Origin of the sequence: Corynebacterium sp. USCH3, assembly GCF_037619475.1 — a bacterium.
GTDB lineage: Bacteria > Actinomycetota > Actinomycetes > Mycobacteriales > Mycobacteriaceae > Corynebacterium.
Map to the genome: position 1 here is coordinate 327,999 of NZ_JAQPZT010000003.1, position 18,640 is coordinate 346,638.

General features: G+C 69.4%; 16 protein-coding genes. 13 read left to right on the forward strand and 3 right to left on the reverse strand.

Translation table 11 applies throughout. The features are described 5' to 3' along the window. Window positions 1-38: 38 nt before the first annotated feature. On the reverse strand, window positions 39-2,018 hold the full coding sequence (locus tag PQI66_RS07725) for an LCP family protein (protein WP_339997242.1): 1,980 nt from the start codon (window positions 2,016-2,018) through the stop codon (window positions 39-41). Window positions 2,019-2,219: 201 nt separating this feature from the next. On the opposite strand from PQI66_RS07725, the gene PQI66_RS07730 reads away from it, so the two are divergent. The 4 genes from PQI66_RS07730 (at window position 2,220) to PQI66_RS07745 (ending at window position 5,899) form a co-directional block, all read left to right on the forward strand. Continuing rightward, a complete protein-coding gene (locus tag PQI66_RS07730) occupies window positions 2,220-3,119 on the forward strand; it encodes an SDR family oxidoreductase (protein ID WP_339997244.1) in 900 nt (299 codons plus the stop codon). Window positions 3,120-3,125: 6 nt separating this feature from the next. Next, window positions 3,126-4,004 (forward strand): glycosyltransferase family 2 protein, encoded by an 879-nt coding sequence (locus PQI66_RS07735; RefSeq protein WP_339997245.1) that lies wholly within the window; start codon window positions 3,126-3,128, stop codon window positions 4,002-4,004. A gap of 36 nt (window positions 4,005-4,040) precedes the next feature. After that, window positions 4,041-5,168 (forward strand): sugar phosphate nucleotidyltransferase, encoded by a 1,128-nt coding sequence (locus tag PQI66_RS07740; RefSeq protein ID WP_445228012.1) that lies wholly within the window; start codon window positions 4,041-4,043, stop codon window positions 5,166-5,168. 431 nt (window positions 5,169-5,599) lie between these two features. Beyond that, window positions 5,600-5,899 carry a WhiB family transcriptional regulator gene (locus tag PQI66_RS07745; protein WP_420099805.1) on the forward strand — a complete coding sequence of 100 codons (300 nt, stop codon included), beginning with the start codon at window positions 5,600-5,602 and terminating at the stop codon, window positions 5,897-5,899. A 9-nt stretch (window positions 5,900-5,908) separates the two neighbouring features. Here PQI66_RS07745 and PQI66_RS07750 read toward each other — a convergent pair whose 3' ends face one another. Beyond that, window positions 5,909-6,310 carry a metallopeptidase family protein gene (locus PQI66_RS07750; RefSeq protein WP_339997679.1) on the reverse strand — a complete coding sequence of 134 codons (402 nt, stop codon included), beginning with the start codon at window positions 6,308-6,310 and terminating at the stop codon, window positions 5,909-5,911. Window positions 6,311-6,554: 244 nt separating this feature from the next. Here PQI66_RS07750 and PQI66_RS07755 point away from each other — a divergent pair, with 244 nt between their 5' ends. The 3 genes from PQI66_RS07755 to manA are packed head-to-tail and all read left to right on the forward strand — an operon-like array spanning window position 6,555 to window position 9,771. After that, the gene (locus PQI66_RS07755; RefSeq protein WP_339997680.1) at window positions 6,555-7,067 is read left to right on the forward strand and encodes a DUF3499 family protein; all 513 of its coding nucleotides are present in this window, start codon (window positions 6,555-6,557) and stop codon (window positions 7,065-7,067) included. Window positions 7,068-7,094: 27 nt separating this feature from the next. Then, window positions 7,095-8,471 carry a phosphomannomutase/phosphoglucomutase gene (locus tag PQI66_RS07760; protein WP_339997248.1) on the forward strand — a complete coding sequence of 459 codons (1,377 nt, stop codon included), beginning with the start codon at window positions 7,095-7,097 and terminating at the stop codon, window positions 8,469-8,471. Beyond that, the gene (gene manA / locus PQI66_RS07765) at window positions 8,464-9,771 is read left to right on the forward strand and encodes a mannose-6-phosphate isomerase, class I (protein WP_339997250.1); all 1,308 of its coding nucleotides are present in this window, start codon (window positions 8,464-8,466) and stop codon (window positions 9,769-9,771) included. The genes PQI66_RS07760 and manA overlap by 8 nt, the downstream gene beginning before the upstream one ends. A gap of 9 nt (window positions 9,772-9,780) precedes the next feature. Here the strand turns inward: manA and PQI66_RS07770 are convergent, their stop codons facing one another. After that, complete coding sequence (locus PQI66_RS07770) at window positions 9,781-10,689, reverse strand: hypothetical protein (RefSeq protein WP_339997251.1); 909 nt, start codon at window positions 10,687-10,689, stop codon at window positions 9,781-9,783. Window positions 10,690-11,066: 377 nt separating this feature from the next. Between PQI66_RS07770 and PQI66_RS07775 the strand changes: the two genes are divergently transcribed. The 6 genes from PQI66_RS07775 to lpqB all read left to right on the forward strand — a co-directional run bounded on the left by PQI66_RS07775 (window position 11,067) and on the right by lpqB (window position 18,595). Next, window positions 11,067-11,480 (forward strand): DUF4259 domain-containing protein, encoded by a 414-nt coding sequence (locus tag PQI66_RS07775; RefSeq protein WP_339997253.1) that lies wholly within the window; start codon window positions 11,067-11,069, stop codon window positions 11,478-11,480. A 117-nt stretch (window positions 11,481-11,597) separates the two neighbouring features. Further along, entirely contained in the window at window positions 11,598-13,106 is a 1,509-nt protein-coding gene (ahcY, locus tag PQI66_RS07780; protein WP_339997255.1) for an adenosylhomocysteinase, read from the forward strand. Window positions 13,107-13,122: 16 nt separating this feature from the next. Continuing rightward, on the forward strand, window positions 13,123-13,797 hold the full coding sequence (locus PQI66_RS07785) for a dTMP kinase (protein ID WP_339997257.1): 675 nt from the start codon (window positions 13,123-13,125) through the stop codon (window positions 13,795-13,797). A gap of 59 nt (window positions 13,798-13,856) precedes the next feature. Then, entirely contained in the window at window positions 13,857-14,531 is a 675-nt protein-coding gene (mtrA, locus tag PQI66_RS07790; protein ID WP_339997259.1) for an MtrAB system response regulator MtrA, read from the forward strand. Between the two features lie 16 nt (window positions 14,532-14,547). After that, the gene (gene mtrB / locus PQI66_RS07795; protein WP_339997261.1) at window positions 14,548-16,851 is read left to right on the forward strand and encodes an MtrAB system histidine kinase MtrB; all 2,304 of its coding nucleotides are present in this window, start codon (window positions 14,548-14,550) and stop codon (window positions 16,849-16,851) included. Then, the gene (gene lpqB / locus PQI66_RS07800; protein ID WP_339997263.1) at window positions 16,838-18,595 is read left to right on the forward strand and encodes an MtrAB system accessory lipoprotein LpqB; all 1,758 of its coding nucleotides are present in this window, start codon (window positions 16,838-16,840) and stop codon (window positions 18,593-18,595) included. The genes mtrB and lpqB overlap by 14 nt, the downstream gene beginning before the upstream one ends. The last annotated feature ends 45 nt before the right edge of the window (window positions 18,596-18,640 follow it).

Consider the following 18,640-nt stretch of genomic DNA (forward strand, 5'->3'; position numbering starts at 1 on the left):
TGCCCGGTCACCCCGCCGTCACGGGTGGTGGGGCGTTCCTAGTTGATGCACATCGGGCCGTCGCCGCCGGCGTCGATGGCGCCACGGTCGCTGGTCGACGACGAGCTTCCGGACCGTTCCGGGGTACCGACGGCACCGACGGATTCCCCGCCGCCACCGTTGCCGCCGTCGGCGTCCTCGTTCTCGCCGAGGACGTCGCCGCCGGTCGCGTCCGTGCCGGGGGTGCCGACGTTCTCCGACGAGGAACCCGACTCGCCCGACCCGGATTCGCCGACCGCCGGGAGCGGCTCGTCGACCCCGGACTCGGAGGTCCCGGGACCGTTGTAGGTGCCGGACAGGGTAACCCGGATCTCCCCGGGCTCGAGGCTGGAGTCCTCCACCACGTTCAACCCGCCGAGCTGCTCGGCCAGACCGCGTGCCGCCGGGTCGTTCTCGTCGGCGACGTTGACCTGGCTCTCCGAGATCCCGGTCTCCGCCGCGTTGCCGACGTCGCCCATGCCGTAGCCGGCACCGGAGATGAGGTCGCCGACGCGTGAGGCGAGGCCTCCGACCTGGCTGGCGTTGTACACCGAGACCGTGGACTCGGCCGGATCGTAGTCCTCGATGTCGCTGGACTTCTCGTCACCGTCGGAGTCGGAGTCATCGGAGCCGTCCTCCTCCGCATCGTCGCCGAGGAGGTTGTCGAAGAAGCCGTGGACCTGGTTCTTGTCGATGGTCACCACGGACTCGCCGTAGTCGCCGGTCCCGTCGATGCTGGTGACCGGGATGGTCTGGAAGGTGACGTTGCCTCCGGCGAGGTTCTGCATCTGTGTCGCCAGGCCCATGACGTCCCATCCCTCGTCGAGCACCACGGAGTCCTCGATCGCGCTGCGCAGCTTGCTCAGCGACGAGGGGTTGGTGAGGGTGGAGGTGCTGAGCACCTTGTTGGCGAGGCTGGCCATGTAGACCTGCTGGCGGGTGATACGGTCCAGGTCGCCGCGGGGCAGCTCGTGGCGCTGGCGGACGAAGCTCAGCGCGTCCTGCCCGCTGAGTGTCTGTTCGCCGGCGGGGAACTTGGCCCCGGACAGCGGTTCGTCGACCGCGTTGTTCAGGCAGACGTCGACGCCGCCGACGGCGTTGGTGAGCTTGACGAAGCCGAGCAGACCGACCTCGGCGTAGTGGTCGACGGTGATGCCGGTGACGTCGGCGACGGTGCTGACGAGTGCCTCCCGTCCGGCCTGTGAGGATTCCTTCTCGATCTTGCGTTCGTCCGGTGTTTTCCCTGACGCTGCGGCCTCATCTTGAAGATCCTTTGTCTTGTAGAACTTCGTCTGCCCGTAGATCGCGTTGATCTTCTGGTTGCCGAGGTCGGAGCCGCCGTCGACGTAGGTGTCGCGGGGGAGGGACACTGCCGTGGCGGAGGACCCGTCGTCGGGGATCCGGATGAGGATGATGGTGTCGGTGCTGGTCGTCTCCTCCTCGCCGGCGCGCAGCATGTCGATGTCCTCCTGCGACAGTGCCTCGCCGTGGGCGTTGGTGCGCGAGTCGATGCCGACCAGGAGGATGTCGGTGGCGCCGTCGGACTGGCTGCCGAGGTTCAGTCCGCCGGCCTGGCTGATGTCGGAGCCGAGGTTGCCGAAGGTCGTGTACCCGTAGGCACCGCCGGCGAGCATGATGGTCGACAACAGGGCGAGGACGACCTTGACCGGTGTGGAACCGATCTGCCGGTGTCCGGGCGCGGACGCGCGGGAGGAACGGGAGGTTCGTGCGCCCGACGACGGGGTGCCGGGGGCGCCGGACGCACCGTGGACGGTGCGTGACGTGCGCTCCGGTGAGCGGCGTTGCCCGTCGGCTGCGCCGGTCCGGCGTCCGGCGCCGGCACCGGCCGCGCCGCCCGCCGGGCGGCTGTGGCGGGCGCGCTGCGGGGACTGCCGTTGCCGCTCGGGACGCGGGGTCAGCTCGTCACGGCGGTGGTGGCGCCCACCGCGACCAGACGATTCTCCACGTCCGTTGCGCGGAGACCTGTCAGAGTCGCTCATTCCAGACCTTTCGGCGGTGTTCGGGTATGCACGGGGACAAGAGGGGACTCTACTAGTTGTCCGGGCGGTTACCGTGATTCCGCCGAGCTGTGCGGGTCCGGCGGACGTGGGCGGCGGCGTACAGTCGGTGCGGACCGCAGGGCCGGGGTCATTCGCTGACACACGGGTGTCCGCCCCCGGCAGGCAGGAGGTTCACGGGTCGTGACGGTAGTGGTGACGGGTGCGCAGGGGCAGGTCGGGCGGTGTCTGGTGGCGCTGGGCGGCGACGGGCTCGGGCGCGGCGACCTGGACCTGTCGGCCGCGGGGACCGCGGGCTTCCGTCGGGCGGCGGACGAGGTGTTCGCCCACGGGAATGCGCCGGACGTGATGATCAACACGGCGGCGTGGACGGACGTCGACGGCGCCGAGGACGTGACGAACCGTCGCACGGTCGAGGCCGTGAACACGACCGCCCCCGGGGAGCTCGCCCGTGCGGCACGGCGGGCGGGGGCGCGCTTCATCCACGTCTCCACGGACTACGTGTTCTCCGGCGGTGCGCCGGACGGTGGTCGTGGATGGCGTCCGGACGATCCCGTGCACCCGGCCAACGAGTACGGGCGGACGAAGGCCGAGGGTGAGCAGGCCGTCCTGGCGGCCGGAGGTACCGTCGTGAGGACGTCGTGGGTGTGGTCGGGGCCTGACGCACCCGGACGGGACTTCGTCTCGGTGATGGCGACGCTGGCGCACAACGGGGTCGATCCCCGCGTCGTCGACGACCAGGTAGGCCGGCCCACCTACGCCGCCGACCTCGCGGGTGAGCTGTGGGCGCTGGCGGAGGGGCTGGCTGACCCGTCCGGCACAGCGCGGCCGGCTCTCCTCCACCTCAGCAACTCCGGCGACCCCGTCTCCTGGTGCGGACTCGCCCGGGAGGTCTTCCGGTTCACCGGGCACGACCCGGCCCGGGTGACCGCCTGCACCACCCGGGACTGGCCGACCCCGGCCGCCCGGCCGCCGTGGTCGGTCCTGGACCTGGAACGGTGGTCCGCCGCGACAGGGCGTACCCCGCCGGACTGGCGTGACAGTCTGCGACGGGGACTCGGGGACGCTTTTCGGCTAGGGTGAACTCCCGTGAAACCGATCGCCGTCATCACCGTGACCTACTCGCCGGGGGAGTACCTCACCCGATTCCTGGACTCCGTCCCCGCGGCCACCGGGCAGGGGGCCGTCGTGGTGATGGCGGACAACGGGTCGACGGACGGGGCGCCGGAGGCCGCCGCAGAGCGGGACGGGGTCGAACTGCTCCGCACTGGCGGGAACATCGGGTACGGGGCCGGCATGAACGCCGGGGTCGAGGCGCTGCGTGCACGTCGCGAGGCCGGTGAGATCGACGGGGAGTTCCTGGTGATCTCCAACCCGGACGTCGTCTTCGACGAGGAGGCGATCGACCGGATGGTGGAGGCGGCGCGGCGTCACCCGCGTGCCGGCGCCGTCGGTCCGTTGATCCGTGAGGTGGACGGGAGCGTGTACCCCTCGGCGCGGTCGGTCCCCACGTTGGGGGCGGGGATCGGCCACGCTCTGCTGGCGCCGGTGTGGAGGAACAACCCGTTCACCCGCCGGTATCTCGCGGACGCGGTGATGGATGAAGAGAGGACGTCCGGGTGGCTGTCCGGTTCCTGCCAGCTGCTGCGGTGGGAGGCCTTCGACGCCGTCGGCGGCTTCGACGAGCGCTACTTCATGTACATGGAGGACGTCGACCTGGGGGACCGGCTGGCGCGGGCCGGCTGGGAGAACGTCTTCACCCCGACGGCGGAGATCACCCACGCCAAGGGCCACTCCGCAGGCAGGCACCCCGAGATCACCCTGCCGGCACATCACGACAGCGCCTACCGCTTCCAGGCCGACCGCCTGTCGGCGTGGTGGCAGGCACCGGTGCGTCTGGCGTTGCGGGTGGGGTTGTCGCTCAGGGGGAGGGTCGCCGTCGCCCTGGCGAAGAGGGCGCGCCGTTGACGGTGGAACTGCGTTCCGTCCGATAACCTCCCAAGGGTGAACAGTGACGAACGAGACAACCCCTCACCCTCGACCCCTGACACGACAGATCTGGCCGCCGGGACGGACGCCGTCATTCTCGTCGGTGGCAAGGGCACGCGCCTGCGGCCCCTGACCAACTCCATCCCCAAGCCCATGCTGCCGGTGGCGGGCTATCCCTTCCTCCAGCACCTGCTGGGCCGGATCCGGGACGCCGGCATGACCCACGTCGTGCTCGGGACCTCCTTCAAGGCGGAGGTCTTCGAGGAGCACTTCGGGGACGGTTCCGAGCTCGGCCTGGAGATCGAGTACGTCGTCGAGGACTCTCCCCTCGGCACGGGCGGCGGCATCCGCAACGTGCTGCCGCATCTGCGGCACGACCGGGCGATGATCTTCAACGGTGACATCCTCGGTGGCACGGACCTCAACGCCGTGTTGCGCACCCACGTCGACAACGCCGCGGACGTGAGCCTGCACCTGCTCCGGGTGGCGGACCCGCGTGCGTTCGGTTGCGTGCCGACGGCGGACGACGGTCGGGTGGAGGCGTTCCTGGAGAAGGCGGAGGATCCGCCCACCGACCAGATCAACGCCGGCTGCTACGTCTTCCAGCGCGACATCATCGAGTCGATCCCGGAGAACCGGGTCGTGTCGGTGGAGCGTGACGTGTTCCCCGACCTGCTGGAGAAGGGACGTCGCCTCTACGGGCACGTGGACCAGGCCTACTGGCGCGATCTGGGGACACCGGACGACTTCGTCCGGGGCTCCTCCGACCTGGTGCGGGGGATCGCCCCGTCACCGCTGCTGGCGGGACGCCACGGGGAGGCACTGGTCGACGAGTCCGCCGCCGTCGCCGGTGGTGCGTTGCTGCTCGGCGGCACGGTGATCGGTCGTGGCACCGAGATCGGTGCGGGGGCCCGGGTGGACACCTCGGTCGTGTTCGACGGCGTGGAGATCGAGGCGGGCGCGACCGTGGAGCGGTGCGTGATCGCCGCGGGGGCCCGGATCGGGGCACGGGCCCATCTGCGGGATGCCGTGGTGGGCGAGGGGGCCGTGGTGGGTGCGCGGTGCGAACTGCAGGGCGGGGCCCGGGTCTGGCCCGGTGTCACGTTGCCCGACGGCGGGCTGCGCTTCACCAGCGACGTCTGACCCCCGTACGGGGCAGGACCGGTCCGGAAGAAAATATTTCGATATCTTGTGCCTCAGGGGCCGGTTTCCGGCCCCTGATGTCTATATGTAGTGTTTCGACTGCGTCGTTCCGGCTCATGTCGTGGCTGTCAGGATGCTGTGAATGCGTCGTCGGGTGCGCAATCCGTAACTGGTGTGACTGGTGTGACGTATGGGGTTCGTCTCGCTGGCCGAAAGGTTGACGCTATGGAATTACCCGTGTGTAATCTTCCGTGTAGGTAGAGGCCGGTGGGACGACCGGTACGGCGGATTTCAGTGAGGAGACAACGGTGGACAACCCGGCGGACGCCTTTCGTGGTCCCTTCTCGGAGGGGTCCGCAGCCGTGGACGGTGACGACGCCCGTTCCGGCCACGTGGGCGGCACCGGTGCGTCCGGGGAGCTGCCTGACCTTCTGCGGGGCGGCATCGACAATGTCTCCCCCGGGGGGTTCTCGGACCTGACGGAGGATTTCGACCTCCTCTTCGACGCCGTCGAACAGGACTGGCAGGAGCAGGCACTCTGCGCCCAGACCGATCCGGAGGCCTTCTTCCCCGAGAAGGGTGGCTCCACCCGCGAGGCCAAGCGCATCTGCCGTGCCTGCGGCGTGCGCGACGAATGCCTCGAGTACGCCCTCGAGCACGACGAACGCTTCGGTATCTGGGGTGGGCTCTCCGAGCGCGAGCGCCGACGGCTCAAGAAGCGCCTCGGCTGAGGTCGCCCCTCAGTCCCAGTGGAACCCGGGGTCGATGACCTCCGGAGCAACATTGAGGTAGGTGGCGACGAGGCGTGCGATGACGAACCTCAGCCATTCCTCCGTCTCCAGCCGGTCGGTCGCGCGCTGTTCGACCGGCCGGCGGAAGATGATCAACCGGGGACGGGTCGGTGCCCCGGTCTCGTCCACGCCGGCGGGCACGAGACGGCCGAGGGGGACGGGTCCGTCGGCGGCCACCTCATCCGACCACCGTGCCGAGGTGGAGTCCAACCTCATACGGGGGACCAGGTCGATCGCCACGTCCAGCCCGTCCAACCGGTCGCCGAAACGGTCGAGTACCGGTGCGTAGGCGTCCAGGACCGCCGAGTCGAAGAGTTCGGCGCGGGTGGCGTACCGGGGCAACCTGGGCATCAGCACGCCCCGGAGGCCGCGTCCGCGGGTGTCCCTGTCCAACGACCTGGCGGAGTCCCCGGGGGTGGCCGGACGCCCGGACGTGGCGGGGTCCGCCGCCCCGCGACGGGGCGGTCGCGGCGACGGGGACGACGGTGAGGTGGGGCGCGTCATGACACCGATCCTAGACCGGTGCGTGGGGCGGGCCCGTATCCGACAGGCGGAGACCGAGTCGTCCGGCGCTCCGGCGGCCGCGCGGACTAGGATGGTGGCCGTGACTGACTACCGACAGTGTTCCAGGCCCGGCTGCGGCAACCGTGCGATCGCCACCCTGCGATACAACTATGCCGCTCGCACGGCCACCGTCAACCCCCTGGAGCCCGGGGACGATCCGCACAGCTGGGATCTGTGCGACCGTCACCTCTCCAGGCTGACGGTCCCCGAAGGATGGGGGCTGCAGCGCACGGAGGATCCGTCTCCGGAGGTTGCTGTCCCGGTGGCCGCGTTCGCTGACCCTGATTTTCCCGACGTCGCGGACGAGGACTTCACCGACGAGGAGATGCAGGCCCTCGCCGCGGCACTCGAGGACGGTGCCGACAGCAGATACCTGACCGACGGCGGACTCGGTCGGACCGGTGCGGCGCAGCACCGGCCGGTGTCCCGGGTCGTCCGACGCACCGACATACCGCAACCGTCCGGTCACCACCCCTCACGGCGGAATCTGCCGGGACGAGCCCCACAGCGCCATCTGCGCGCAGTGCGCTACGACGGCGAATGATCCACGAAGAACACCAGGAGAGTTGACATGACACAGCGTGACCCGGAGGCCATCGCCTCCGTCATCAAGGCATACGACGTCCGCGGCGTCGTGGGGGACGGCATCGACGCCGACCTCGTGCGCGACACCGGAGCGGCCTTCGGCCTGCTCATGAGAGGCGAAGGGGCGACCAGGGTCGTCGTCGGCCACGACATGCGTGACAGCTCGCCGGGGCTGTCCGAGGCCTTCGCCGAGGGAGTGCGCAGCCAGGGCCTCGACACCGTCGCCCTCGGCCTCACCTCGACCGACGAACTGTACTTCGCCTCGGGAACGATGGACTGCCCGGGTGCGATGTTCACCGCGTCCCACAATCCGGCCCGCTACAACGGCATCAAACTGTGCCGCGCAGGCGCCCGCCCCGTCGGACAGCAGACGGGACTCGGGGACATCTCGGGCATGCTCGTCGAGGGTGTGCCGTCCTACGACGGCACGCCGGGCACGGGGACCACCCGCGACGTGCTCGCCGACTACGCCACTTTCCTCCACGACCTCGTGCCCCTGGACATCCGCCCGCTGACGGTCGCCGTCGACGCCGGCAACGGCATGGGCGGGCTCACCGTCCCCGCCGTCCTGGGGGAGGGCTCCGGTCTTCCGCTGACCATCCGGGACCTGTACTTCGAGCTCGACGGGACCTTCCCGAACCACGAGGCCAACCCGTTGGCGCCCGAGAACCTCGTCGACCTGCAGAAGTACACGGTCGAGCAGGGTGCGGACCTCGGCATCGCCTTCGACGGCGACGCCGACCGCTGCTTCATCGTCGACGAGCTCGGCGAGCCGGTGTCCCCGTCGGCGATCTGCGGCATCATCGCCGAACGCTACCTGGACCAGCATCCCGGCGCCACGGTCATCCACAACCTGATCACCTCCAAGGCCGTGCCCGAGATCGTGCGCGAACACGGTGGAACACCGGTGCGGACCCGCGTGGGGCACTCGTTCATCAAGGCGCAGATGGCCGAGGAGAACGCCATCTTCGGCGGGGAGCACTCCGCCCACTACTACTTCTCCGACTTCTTCAACGCCGACTCCGGCATGCTCGCGGCCCTGCACGTGCTCGCCACCCTCGGCGGGCAGGACCGTCCCCTCTCCGAACTCAAGCAGGCGTACGGCCGGTACCAGGCCTCCGGCGAGGTCAACTCCGAGGTCGAGGACCAGGAGGGACGGACCGCTGCGGTGGTCGAGGCCTTCGCCGGGGAGACCTCGGGGACCGACGAACTCGACGGGGTGACGGTGGAGCTGACCGACGGCTCCTGGTTCAACGTCCGTGCGTCGAACACCGAACCGCTGCTCCGCCTGAACGTGGAGGCGGCGACCGACGCCCGGGTCGGGGAGATCCTGGACAAGGCACTGGCGGTGATCCGTGCCTGAGGCCGCGGCATCGAACGACACACGATCGGCCGGTTCCGGGGCATCCCGGCCCGCGCAGTCGGACGTCGCTCTTCTGGAGGGTCGGCTGCGTCCCTACCCCTGGGGGTCGCGGACGGCGCTGGCGGAACTGACCGGGCGACCGTCTCCGAGCCCCCGCCCGGAGGCGGAACTCTGGTTCGGTGCCCATCCGGAGGCGCCGAGCATCCTGGCTGACAGTGGGGCCGGTGGAACCGACGGTACCGAGTGCGCCGACCTGCTGACACGTATTTCCCTGGATCCTGCCGGTCAGCTGGGCGAGACGGCTCCGGACGGGCGGCTCCCGTTCCTGTTGAAGCTGCTCGCCGCGGACCAGTCCCTGAGTCTGCAGGCGCACCCCACCAGGGAGCAGGCGGTCGAGGGTTTCGCCCGGGAGAACGCGGAGGGGATTCCGACAGGGTCGCCGAACCGTAACTACAAGGACGACAACCACAAACCTGAGCTGCTCGTCGCCCTGACCCGGTTCGAGGCACTGGCCGGGTTCCGGCCCGTGGAGCGTACCCGGGCGCTGCTGGAGGCCCTGGGCGTGGCGGAGCTGGAGCGCTATACCGATCTGCTCAGCGGCACCGTCGGCGATGCCGAAGGGCTGCGCGCGGTGGTGACGACGTGGATCTCCCTGCCGGTGCACCGCCGACTGGAGCTGATTGAGGTCGTGCTCGACGCCTGTCGGGCACTGGCGGCGCGCTCCGACGTCGCCCCGTGGATGACCGGATCGGCCCGCGCCGCGCTGGAACTGTCGGAGCAGCATCCCGGGGATGCGGGAATCCTGGTGTCGCTGCTGCTCAACCATGTCGTCCTGTCACCGGGTGAGGCGCTGTTCCTCTCTGCCGGAAACCTTCACGCCTACCTGCGTGGTACCGGTGTGGAGATCATGGCGAACTCGGACAATGTGCTGCGTGGGGGCCTGACGACCAAGCACGTCGATGTGCCCGAGTTGATGAAGGTCGTCGATTTCACGCCGGTGGCGGATCCGGTCCAGCTGCCCGGCGAGGACGGCGTCTTCGCCACGCCCGTGCCGGAGTTCGAACTCCGGTCGGTGGGCGGACACGGGGCCGATCGCTCCGATGGTTCCGACAGGGCCGGAGACGCCGTGGCTGTCCACGGTCCGGCGATCGTCCTCGCCGTGTACGGGAATGTCGAGGTCGCCTGGTGCGATGCGGCACCGTTGACCCTCACTCCGGGGCAGGCGGCGTGGGTGCCGGCGTCAGCGACGGAGGTCACCGCCACCGGGGCGGGGCACTACTTCGTCGCGACGGTCGGCTGACCGACCCGCTCAGGGGGTGGGGCCGGTGGTGTCGGTGACCGTCTGACCCGACGAGTCACCGTCTCCGCGGGAACTGGTGTCCGGGGTGTCACCGCGTTCTCCGGCCTCCTCCGAGGGGCGCGGGGGCGGGGAGGTCTCACCGGACCCGGAAGGTTCTGCCGGTTCTGCGGGCTCTGTGGATTCGGGGGATTCGGGGGATTCGGGGGATTCGGTCTCCTCCGTACCGTCTGTACCGTCCGGGCTCTCTGTCGTTCCACCCTGTCCGGGGATCGAGGGGAAGCCGGGGATCGACGGGATGAGGTCGGTGATCGCCGGCCGGTCCGCCGAGCTGCCGTTGCCGTCGGTGGCGTCCTCCGGGGCGGTCGTGCTCCGCGTGTCTCCAGGTTCGTCGGCGTCGGCCCCGTTGTCCGTTGCCGGGGCCTGCGGGGTGTCGTCCCCCTCATCCTGCGGGTACTGGCCGGGTGTGACGAACTGGTCGCCGCTCCACGCATTCGGCGGGGCGTACTGGTCGGCGGTCAGCGGGGTGGCACGGTCGTTCCGCAGGATGGACGACCGGCCTGTGCCGTCATCACCGGTGTCGCGACCGTCGTCGTCGGTGCCCGGGGTCGTGCGGGCGGACGAGTGACGGTCCTCCCCGGCAGTGGTGGAGCTCCCGTCCGGGGACAGGGAACCGTCGGCGGCGGCCTCCTCGACGGGGACCGGGCCGTCGTCGTGTCCGGGACTCGCGTTCTGCCAGGTGACGACGCCGACAACGGTTGCCGCGGCGAGCCCGGCGACCACGAGTGACCCGAGCAGGCGGTTCGCTCTCGACGCCCGTGCAGCCTCGGCGCGGAGCAGTGACTCGTGGTGTTCGGTGGAGCGCTCGTCGGCAGCCGGGGAGTTGTCCGTCGGCTGTTCGGGTTCCAGTTCGTAGTCCACGGTGTCCCTCCTTTCGTCCGAGGTTGTCGACCATGTGAATGTCACGGTTAGATCACGATCAGGCGCAACCCTATCATCCGTTATCAACGGAGCGGAAGACCCGGACGTTACTGGAATTTATGTGAACGGGCCGTTGCCGTGCGGTTTTGGTGGACACGTCATGTAGTTCCCCGACCGACGTGGTGCATCGGTGCCGTCGAGTGTCCCGGTGGCCGGGCAGGCGGAATTGAAACCAAACCGTGATCTTCCACGTCGGCACCACGCCCGTGCCGGGCACGGCGACCGGCCTGTGCCGAGGACGCACCGACGGGGTACGGGTGCTCCCGCTATTCTCAGGGATAGGACACACCGCACGAGAGGGTCGAGAGGGTAATGACATGAGCACCTGGGACGAAACCGTTTTCGCGGACGACACCAACACCGACTTCCTGGCCGACTGCGACGATCTGGAGGGCGACGCGCTGGCCAGCGCGCTGCAGGACGCCTGCACGCTCGCACTGGACTCCGGCGCCCGCGGACAGGGCGGCGCAGGGACGGCGGGGACGGCGGGGACGACGGTGGACCCTGACTACATCAACGGCCTGTGCGCGGCGACGGTCGCCGCCATCTGGTCGGGGGCACCGTTCACCTCCGCCGCCGTCGCCGACGAGCACCCGTTCATCCGGGAGGGGATAGGCCAGTGCCCCGACGCCCTGCAGGAGGCGGCGCTGGAACTGCTGGACGGCGAACTCGAGGCCGCCGGGGACGAGGCACCGGACGGCCTGGAGACCGCCGTGGAAGCGTTGAGCTGACCTGTTCCCGGGTGCGCGCCCACCCCTCCGTGAGCGCCGCCGCACGGTCGGGGGATAGGGTTGACACATCGTCATCACGGTCATCACCGTCCCCCGAAGCTTGAGGAGCATCACCCCATGGCAGATTTCGTCGCACCGTCCGTCGACACCCACGACGGTGCCGGTGCCAACGGCACCCCCCTGCAGTACAAGGTCCGGGACCTGTCGCTCGCGGAAGCGGGACGCCACCAGATCCGCCTCGCCGAGTACGAGATGCCCGGCCTGATGGAGCTGCGCCGTGAGTACACCGAGGAACAGCCGCTGGCCGGTGCGCGGATCGCCGGGTCGATCCACATGACCGTGCAGACCGCCGTGCTCATCGAGACACTCACCGCGCTGGGCGCCGAGGTCCGCTGGGCGTCCTGCAACATCTTCTCCACCCAGGACGAGGCCGCGGCCGCGGTCGTCGTCGGTCAGGGCACCCCGGACGCCCCGCAGGGTGTGCCGGTGTTCGCCTGGAAGGGCGAGACGCTCGACGAGTACTGGTGGTGCCTGGAGCAGATCTTCGCCTGGGGCGACGTGCGCCCCAACATGATCCTCGACGACGGCGGGGACGCCACCATGGCCGTCATCACCGGCAGCGAGTTCGAGGGTAACGGCATCGTCCCGGAGCCCTCCGCCGAGGACTCCGACGAGTACCAGGCCTTCCTGGGGATGCTGGGGCGTGTCTTCAGCGAGGACGGCACCCGGTGGACGGAGGCGGCGGCGTCGGTCAAGGGCGTCACCGAGGAGACCACCACCGGCGTGCACCGGCTCTACCACTTCGCCGAGCAGGGCACCCTGCCGTTCCCGGCGATGAACGTCAACGACGCCGTCACCAAGTCGAAGTTCGACAACCGCTACGGCACCCGGCACAGCCTGCTGGACGGCATCAACCGGGCCACCGACATGCTCGTCGGCGGCAAGTCGGTGCTGGTCTGCGGCTACGGTGACGTGGGCAAGGGCGTCGCCGAGGCGTTCAAGGGCCAGGGCGCGCGGGTGAAGGTCACCGAGGCGGACCCGATCAACGCGCTGCAGGCGCTGATGGACGGGTACCCGGTGGTCACCGTCGACAACGCCATCGGTGACGCGGACATCGTCATCACCTCCACGGGCAACCTGGGCATCATCACCTTCGACCAGATGCGCATGATGAAGAACCACGCCCTGCTCGGCAACATCGGTCACTTCGACAACGAGATCGACATGGCGGCCCTGCTGCACCGCGGGGACGTCTCCCGCACCACCATCAAGCCGCAGGTCGACGAGTTCACCTTCCCGCGCACCGATGCCGAGGGCAGCGACGTCGTGAGCATCGTCGTGCTCTCCGAGGGGCGCCTGCTCAACCTGGGCAACGCCACCGGCCACCCCAGTTTCGTGATGTCGAACTCCTTCGCCGACCAGACGATCGCCCAGATCGAGCTCTACACCAACGGCGACCAGTACGACAACCAGGTCTACCGCCTCCCGAAGATCCTCGACGAGAAGGTGGCGCGCATCCACGTGGAGGCCCTCGGCGGCGAGCTGACCACGCTCACCAAGGAGCAGGCCGAGTACATCGGTGTCGATGTCGAAGGCCCGTTCAAGCCCGAGCACTACCGGTACTGAGCGACAGGTACCGCAGATGATCATCGCGTTCGAGGGAATCGACGGTGCAGGCAAGAACACCTGCGTGACCGCCCTGGAGGCGGAACTGGTGTCCCGGGAGATCCCGGTCGCCAGGCTGGCGTTCCCCCGCTACGAGCAGTCCGTGCACGCCCAGCTGGCGTCTGCGGCCCTGCACGGGGAGATGGGCGACCTGGTGGACTCCGTGCACGGCATGGCGACGTTGTTCGCCCTGGACCGTGCCGAGGTCGCCGCCGACCTCGCGGATTTCGACGCCGACGGGTACGTCGTGCTGCTGGACCGCTACGTGGCGTCCAATGCGGCGTACTCGGCCGCCCGGCTCGGTGTGCCGGGCGACGAGGTCCCCGCCAGTGACGTCGTCCGGTGGGTGGATGACCTCGAGTTCACGGAACTGGGGGTCCCGGTCCCCGACATCCAGATCCTCGTCGACGTCCCGGACGACGTCGCCTCCGGGCGGGTCGCGGACCGGGCGGGGCAGGACGTCTCCCGCACCGCCGACGCCTACGAGCGTGACGGCGGGCTGCAGGCCCGGACGCTGGAGGCCTACCGCTCACTGGCGTCGGCACAGTGGCGGTCGCCCTGGTGGACCCTGGACAACTCCGGGGACCCGACCGGGCTGCAGGACGCGGTCAGTGATCTGGTGGACGCGGTGATCACGGAGAACCACGGTTAGCCGCCCTTCCCGGGGTGGCCTCACCACGTGCCGGAATGGTTTGTGACAGACTGATCTGCATGGCAGAGAAAGTTCTCGTCGTCGACGACGACCCCGCAATCTCGGAGATGCTGACCATCGTCCTGCAGGGCGAAGGTTTCGACACGGTCGTCGTGGGGGACGGGCCGCAGGCCGTGGAGGCCGCCGAGCGCGAGCACCCCGACCTGATCCTGCTGGACCTCATGCTCCCGGGGATGAGCGGTATCGACGTGTGCCGGGCGGTACGGGAGTTCTCCACCGTCCCGATCGTGATGCTCACCGCGAAGACCGACACGGTGGACGTCGTGCTGGGCCTGGAGACCGGGGCGGACGACTACGTCCCCAAGCCGTTCAAGCCCAAGGAACTGGTGGCCCGGGTGCGCGCCCGGCTGCGCCGGACGCCGGAGGACGTTCCGGACTCGGTGACGGTCGCCGACCTCACCATCGACTTCGGTGGACACCAGGTCACCCGTAAGGGCACGCCGATTTCTCTGACCCCCATCGAATTCGAGCTGTTGACCACCCTCGCCTCCCGCCCCCGTCAGGTGTTCTCCCGCGAGGAACTGCTCGAGCGGGTGTGGGGCTACCGCAAGTCCGGCGACACCCGTCTGGTCAACGTGCACATCCAGCGGCTGCGTTCGAAGGTCGAGAAGGACCCGGACAACCCCACGATCATCCAGACCGTCCGCGGGGTCGGTTACAAGACCGGGGAGTAGGACGGGAAAGCGACCCATGGCATCGACGTCAGGGGAGGAACACCACGACGACCTTCGCGGCGAGTCGGGCTCCGGCACCGGCAAGCGCCACGCCGGTCGTCTCGGTCGACCGGTGCTGCCGGTGGTCAGGGACTTCCGTGACGGCAGGGACGGCAGGGACGGTGACGGCCGACGGGGGCGCAACCGTGGCAGTCGCCCGACCGACGGGCGGAGTACGGCGGAGGTGGCACCGGCCCAGGGGCCGGAGGCGTCCCCGGACGAGGGGGCGCGTACCGACCCCCGCCGGGCACCGCGCGGGGACCTCGGGGACCTGGGTTTCCTCGACGCCCTGAAGATCTTCCTGCGTCGGCCCGTGCGGTTCGTGCGGAAGTTCTCCGAGAAGCTCGCCCAGCGGTGGCGGACCTCGATCCAGCTCCGGGTGATCGGCAGTGTCTTCGCGTCGTCACTGCTGGTGATCATGGCGTTGGGTTTCGTGCTGACCAGCTTCGTCGGCCAGCAGCTGCTCGACGCCAAGTACAACGCCGCCACCGACGAGATCGACCGTGCCCGCGGCATCGTCGAGGAGCAGATCCGCAACACCGATTCCGCGACCTCGCCGCAGATGCGGATCAACAACGCCCGTGCGGCGTTGAGTGACCGGACCGCCGAATCCGAACAGGGGTCGACGGGAACGGTGTACGAGCCGGTGATCATCGCCTCCGACCTCACCGGCGGCGACATCTCGAGTCCCGGGAACCAACCCGTCCCGGACTCGTTGCGTGACTTCGTGCGGCAGGGACAGGTGTCGGTGCAGTACACCACCGTTGATTCCCCCGGTGGCGCCTACAAGGCGTTGATCATCGGGTCGCCGGTGGAATCAGACATCCAGGGACTTGAGCTCTACCTGGTCATGCCGCTGGACAACGAGGAGTCCACCATGGCCCTCATGCGTGGTCTGCTGCTGGCCGGCGCCGTGGTGCTGATGGTGCTGCTCGTCGTCATCGCCTGGGTGTTCTCCCAGCAGCTGACGGTGCCGGTGCGTACCGCCTCGCGCATCGCCGAGCGTTTCGCCGCGGGGCACATGCGGGAGCGTATGGCGGTGGACGGGCAGGACGAGGTCGCACGTCTGGCGATCAGCTTCAACGAGATGGCGGAGAACCTCTCCTACCAGATCCGGCAGCTGGAGGAGTTCGGGTCACTGCAGCAGCAGTTCACCTCCGACGTCTCCCATGAGCTGCGGACCCCGCTGACGACGGTGCGTATGGCGGCGGACCTCATCCACGCCCATTCCGAGGACCTTGACCCGGTCACCCGTCGCGCCTCGGAACTGATGAACGCCGAACTCGACCGGTTCGAGATGCTGCTGGGAGATCTCCTCGAGATCTCCCGGCACGACGCCGGTGTGGCAAACCTGTCCCGTGAGCTGATCGACGTGCGTGGCGTCGTGAAGTCGACGATGGGACAGCTGCGGGCGCTGGCCGAGGAGGTCGGCTGCGAGATCCAGCTGGATCTGCCGGATGAGCCGGTGATGGAGGAGGTCGACTCGCGACGGGTGGAGCGCATCCTGCGGAACCTGCTGGCCAACGCCATCGACCACAGTGAGAGCCGACCGGTGCGGGTCACCATGCGACGTGGTGCGGAGTCGCTGGCGGTCACTGTGGTGGATCACGGCATGGGCCTGAAACCGGGGGAGGCCGACCTGGTGTTCAACCGGTTCTGGCGGTCGGACCCCTCGCGTGAGCGCAGGACCGGCGGTACCGGTCTCGGCCTGGCGATCGCGAAGGAGGACGCGCAGCTGCACGGCGGGCGTCTGGAGGCGACCGGTGAGCCAGGGTACGGGGCATGCTTCCGGCTCACCTTGCCGAGGAAGCCCGGTCAGGAGGTCCGGACGTCGCCGCTGCCACTCGAGGTGGACCGGGCGCCGGCGGAATCCGTTGCGGAGCTCGCCCCCGGACCTGCCCGGGACGGAGCGGCTGACGGGGCGACGGACGAGATCCCGGACAGCGCGCCGGACAGTGTGCCAGACAGCGCGTCGGAGTCGGACGGGTTGTCGGTCGCCGGTTCATCGGCGACGGCAGCCGCCGACACCGTCTACGGCTCGGAGAGCGTCGACGGCGGCGAGGCCGGGGATTCCGCCGACAGCGTTGTCGACCGTTTCGACTCCGTCGATGTGTCGGCGGGGTCGGTGGGGTCGTTCGGGGTCGACCTCAGCGCCTTCGAGGGGTTGACTGAGGAGGAACTGCGGACCGCACTGCAGGAGGCGGAGGACATGGATTCAGCCGGTGACATGGAAGACGCCGACGGTACCGACGGCGAGGAGGGTGACGATGCCAGGAGTTGACGGAGTGCGGCAGGTCGCGGCCCTGTTCACGGCGGCGGTGATGGTCGGTGGGTTGGCCGCCTGCACCACGTTGCCGGGGGAGTCGACCCCCGAGGCGGTCTCGTCCTATGTTTCGGCGCCGGACGCCGGTAATCTGCCGACCCCTTCGGAAGGTCAGCCGCCGGATCTGCTCCTCCGCGACTTCTACCTGGCGTCGACGCACCAGGCGAACAACCGTCAGGCCGCCAAGGAGTTTCTCACGGCCACGGCGGCCGACGAGTGGCAGGACAGTGTGTCGACGTTGATTCTCGACCGCCTCGACCTGAACGCCACCGGGGGCGCCTCCGGCGACGAGGTGACCTACGTCGTTCGTGGCACCGTCGTCGGACGGCTCGGTACCGGCGGCGTCTACCAGCCGGAGAGCAGCCCCTACGAGGAGGAGGTCACCCTCGAGAGGGGAGAGAACGGCTGGAGGATCACCGACCTGCCTGACGGGGTGATCCTGGACCGCAGCGACTTCGTGGGCGCCTACCAGGCGCACGACCTGTATTTCCTCGACCCGACGAAGCGCTTCCTCGTGCCGGACCGCCGGTGGATCTACAACCGCCAGGACAACATCGGTTTCTCCCTGGTGTCGCTGCTGGCCGGTGGGCCGCGCAACCAGCTCCGGGACGCCGTGGACACCGAGTTCCCGTCCGGTAACGGTATTCAGGCCGCCGTGGAGGAGGACGGGACGTTCACCGTGGACGTCACCGGCATCGCCGATCTTCCGGTCGACGACCGTGAGGTGCTGGCGGCGCAGCTCGTGTGGACACTCGCGGCGTCCGACGTCCGGGGCCCGTACCGGATCCTGGCCGACGGTACCTCGGTCACCGACGACGGGCGGGAGGACTGGACGTTGGCGGACGTCTCGGACTTCGACCCGCAGCAGACGTCGTCGGCGCCGCTGCGGGCCCTGCGTGACGGCGCCCTGGTCGAGGTCGACGGTGACTCCGGCGTGACGTTGCCGGGGTGGACGGCGTCCGGACAGCTCGAGTCCGCGGCGTCGGCCGGCGACTCCGGGGCGGAAGAGGGGAGGGTCGCCGCGGTTTCCGGACGTGGGGACGGGGAACGGTCGTTGCTCGTCGGCGACATCGGGGGCGACCCCGCGACCGTGCTCAGTGCGCGGTCGCTGTCCCGGCCCTCGTGGAGCGGCGACGCGCAGAACCTGTACGTTGTCGCGGACGGTCGTCGGATCCACCGTCTGCGGCCCACGGGGGCGGGGATCCAGATGGACGAGTCGACCGTGGACGCCTCCGCGTTGGACAGCCTCGACATCAACGACCCCAGGATCAGTGTGTTCACCGTGTCGAGGGACGGTGCGCGGGCGGCGATGCTGATCAACGGCCGACTGTTCGTCAGCGTGCTGCAGCGCGGCGGCGACGCTTCAGGCGCCATGACGCTCGGCACACCCATGGAGGTCGGCCAGCGCGTCGGTGACACCGCCCTGTCCGTCGACTGGCGCGAGGACGGCACACTGCTGGTGGGCACGAGGGCCAACGATGCCCCGGTATGGGCCGTGACCGTCGACGGTTCGGAGGCGACGCAGTTGTCCAGCCGCAATATCACCGCGCCGGTCGTGGCGGTCGGCTCGTCCGGATCGCTGCAGTACATCCTGGATTCGAGGGCGATGCTGCAGCTGGACGAGGAGGACACCGAGGCGCGGTTCTGGCGTGAAGTCCCGGCGCTGCAGGGGGCCCGGGCCGTGCCGATCCTGTCGAAGTGACTGGACCGGCGGACGGGGCGGACGGGGCGGACGAGGGGGAGGGGA

Bases quoted from the DNA above. Each gene is read 5' to 3' on its own strand.
- PQI66_RS07725 (WP_339997242.1), bottom strand. From the start codon at position 2,018: ATGAGCGACTCTGACAGGTCTCCGCGCAACGGACGTGGAGAATCGTCT.
- PQI66_RS07750 (WP_339997679.1), bottom strand. From the start codon at position 6,310: ATGCCCAGGTTGCCCCGGTACGCCACCCGCGCCGAACTCTTCGACTCG.
- PQI66_RS07755 (WP_339997680.1), top strand. From the start codon at position 6,555: ATGGTGGCCGTGACTGACTACCGACAGTGTTCCAGGCCCGGCTGCGGC.
- PQI66_RS07760 (WP_339997248.1), top strand. From the start codon at position 7,095: ATGACACAGCGTGACCCGGAGGCCATCGCCTCCGTCATCAAGGCATAC.
- PQI66_RS07775 (WP_339997253.1), top strand. From the start codon at position 11,067: ATGAGCACCTGGGACGAAACCGTTTTCGCGGACGACACCAACACCGAC.
- ahcY (WP_339997255.1), top strand. From the start codon at position 11,598: ATGGCAGATTTCGTCGCACCGTCCGTCGACACCCACGACGGTGCCGGT.
- PQI66_RS07785 (WP_339997257.1), top strand. From the start codon at position 13,123: ATGATCATCGCGTTCGAGGGAATCGACGGTGCAGGCAAGAACACCTGC.
- mtrA (WP_339997259.1), top strand. From the start codon at position 13,857: ATGGCAGAGAAAGTTCTCGTCGTCGACGACGACCCCGCAATCTCGGAG.
- mtrB (WP_339997261.1), top strand. From the start codon at position 14,548: ATGGCATCGACGTCAGGGGAGGAACACCACGACGACCTTCGCGGCGAG.
- lpqB (WP_339997263.1), top strand. From the start codon at position 16,838: ATGCCAGGAGTTGACGGAGTGCGGCAGGTCGCGGCCCTGTTCACGGCG.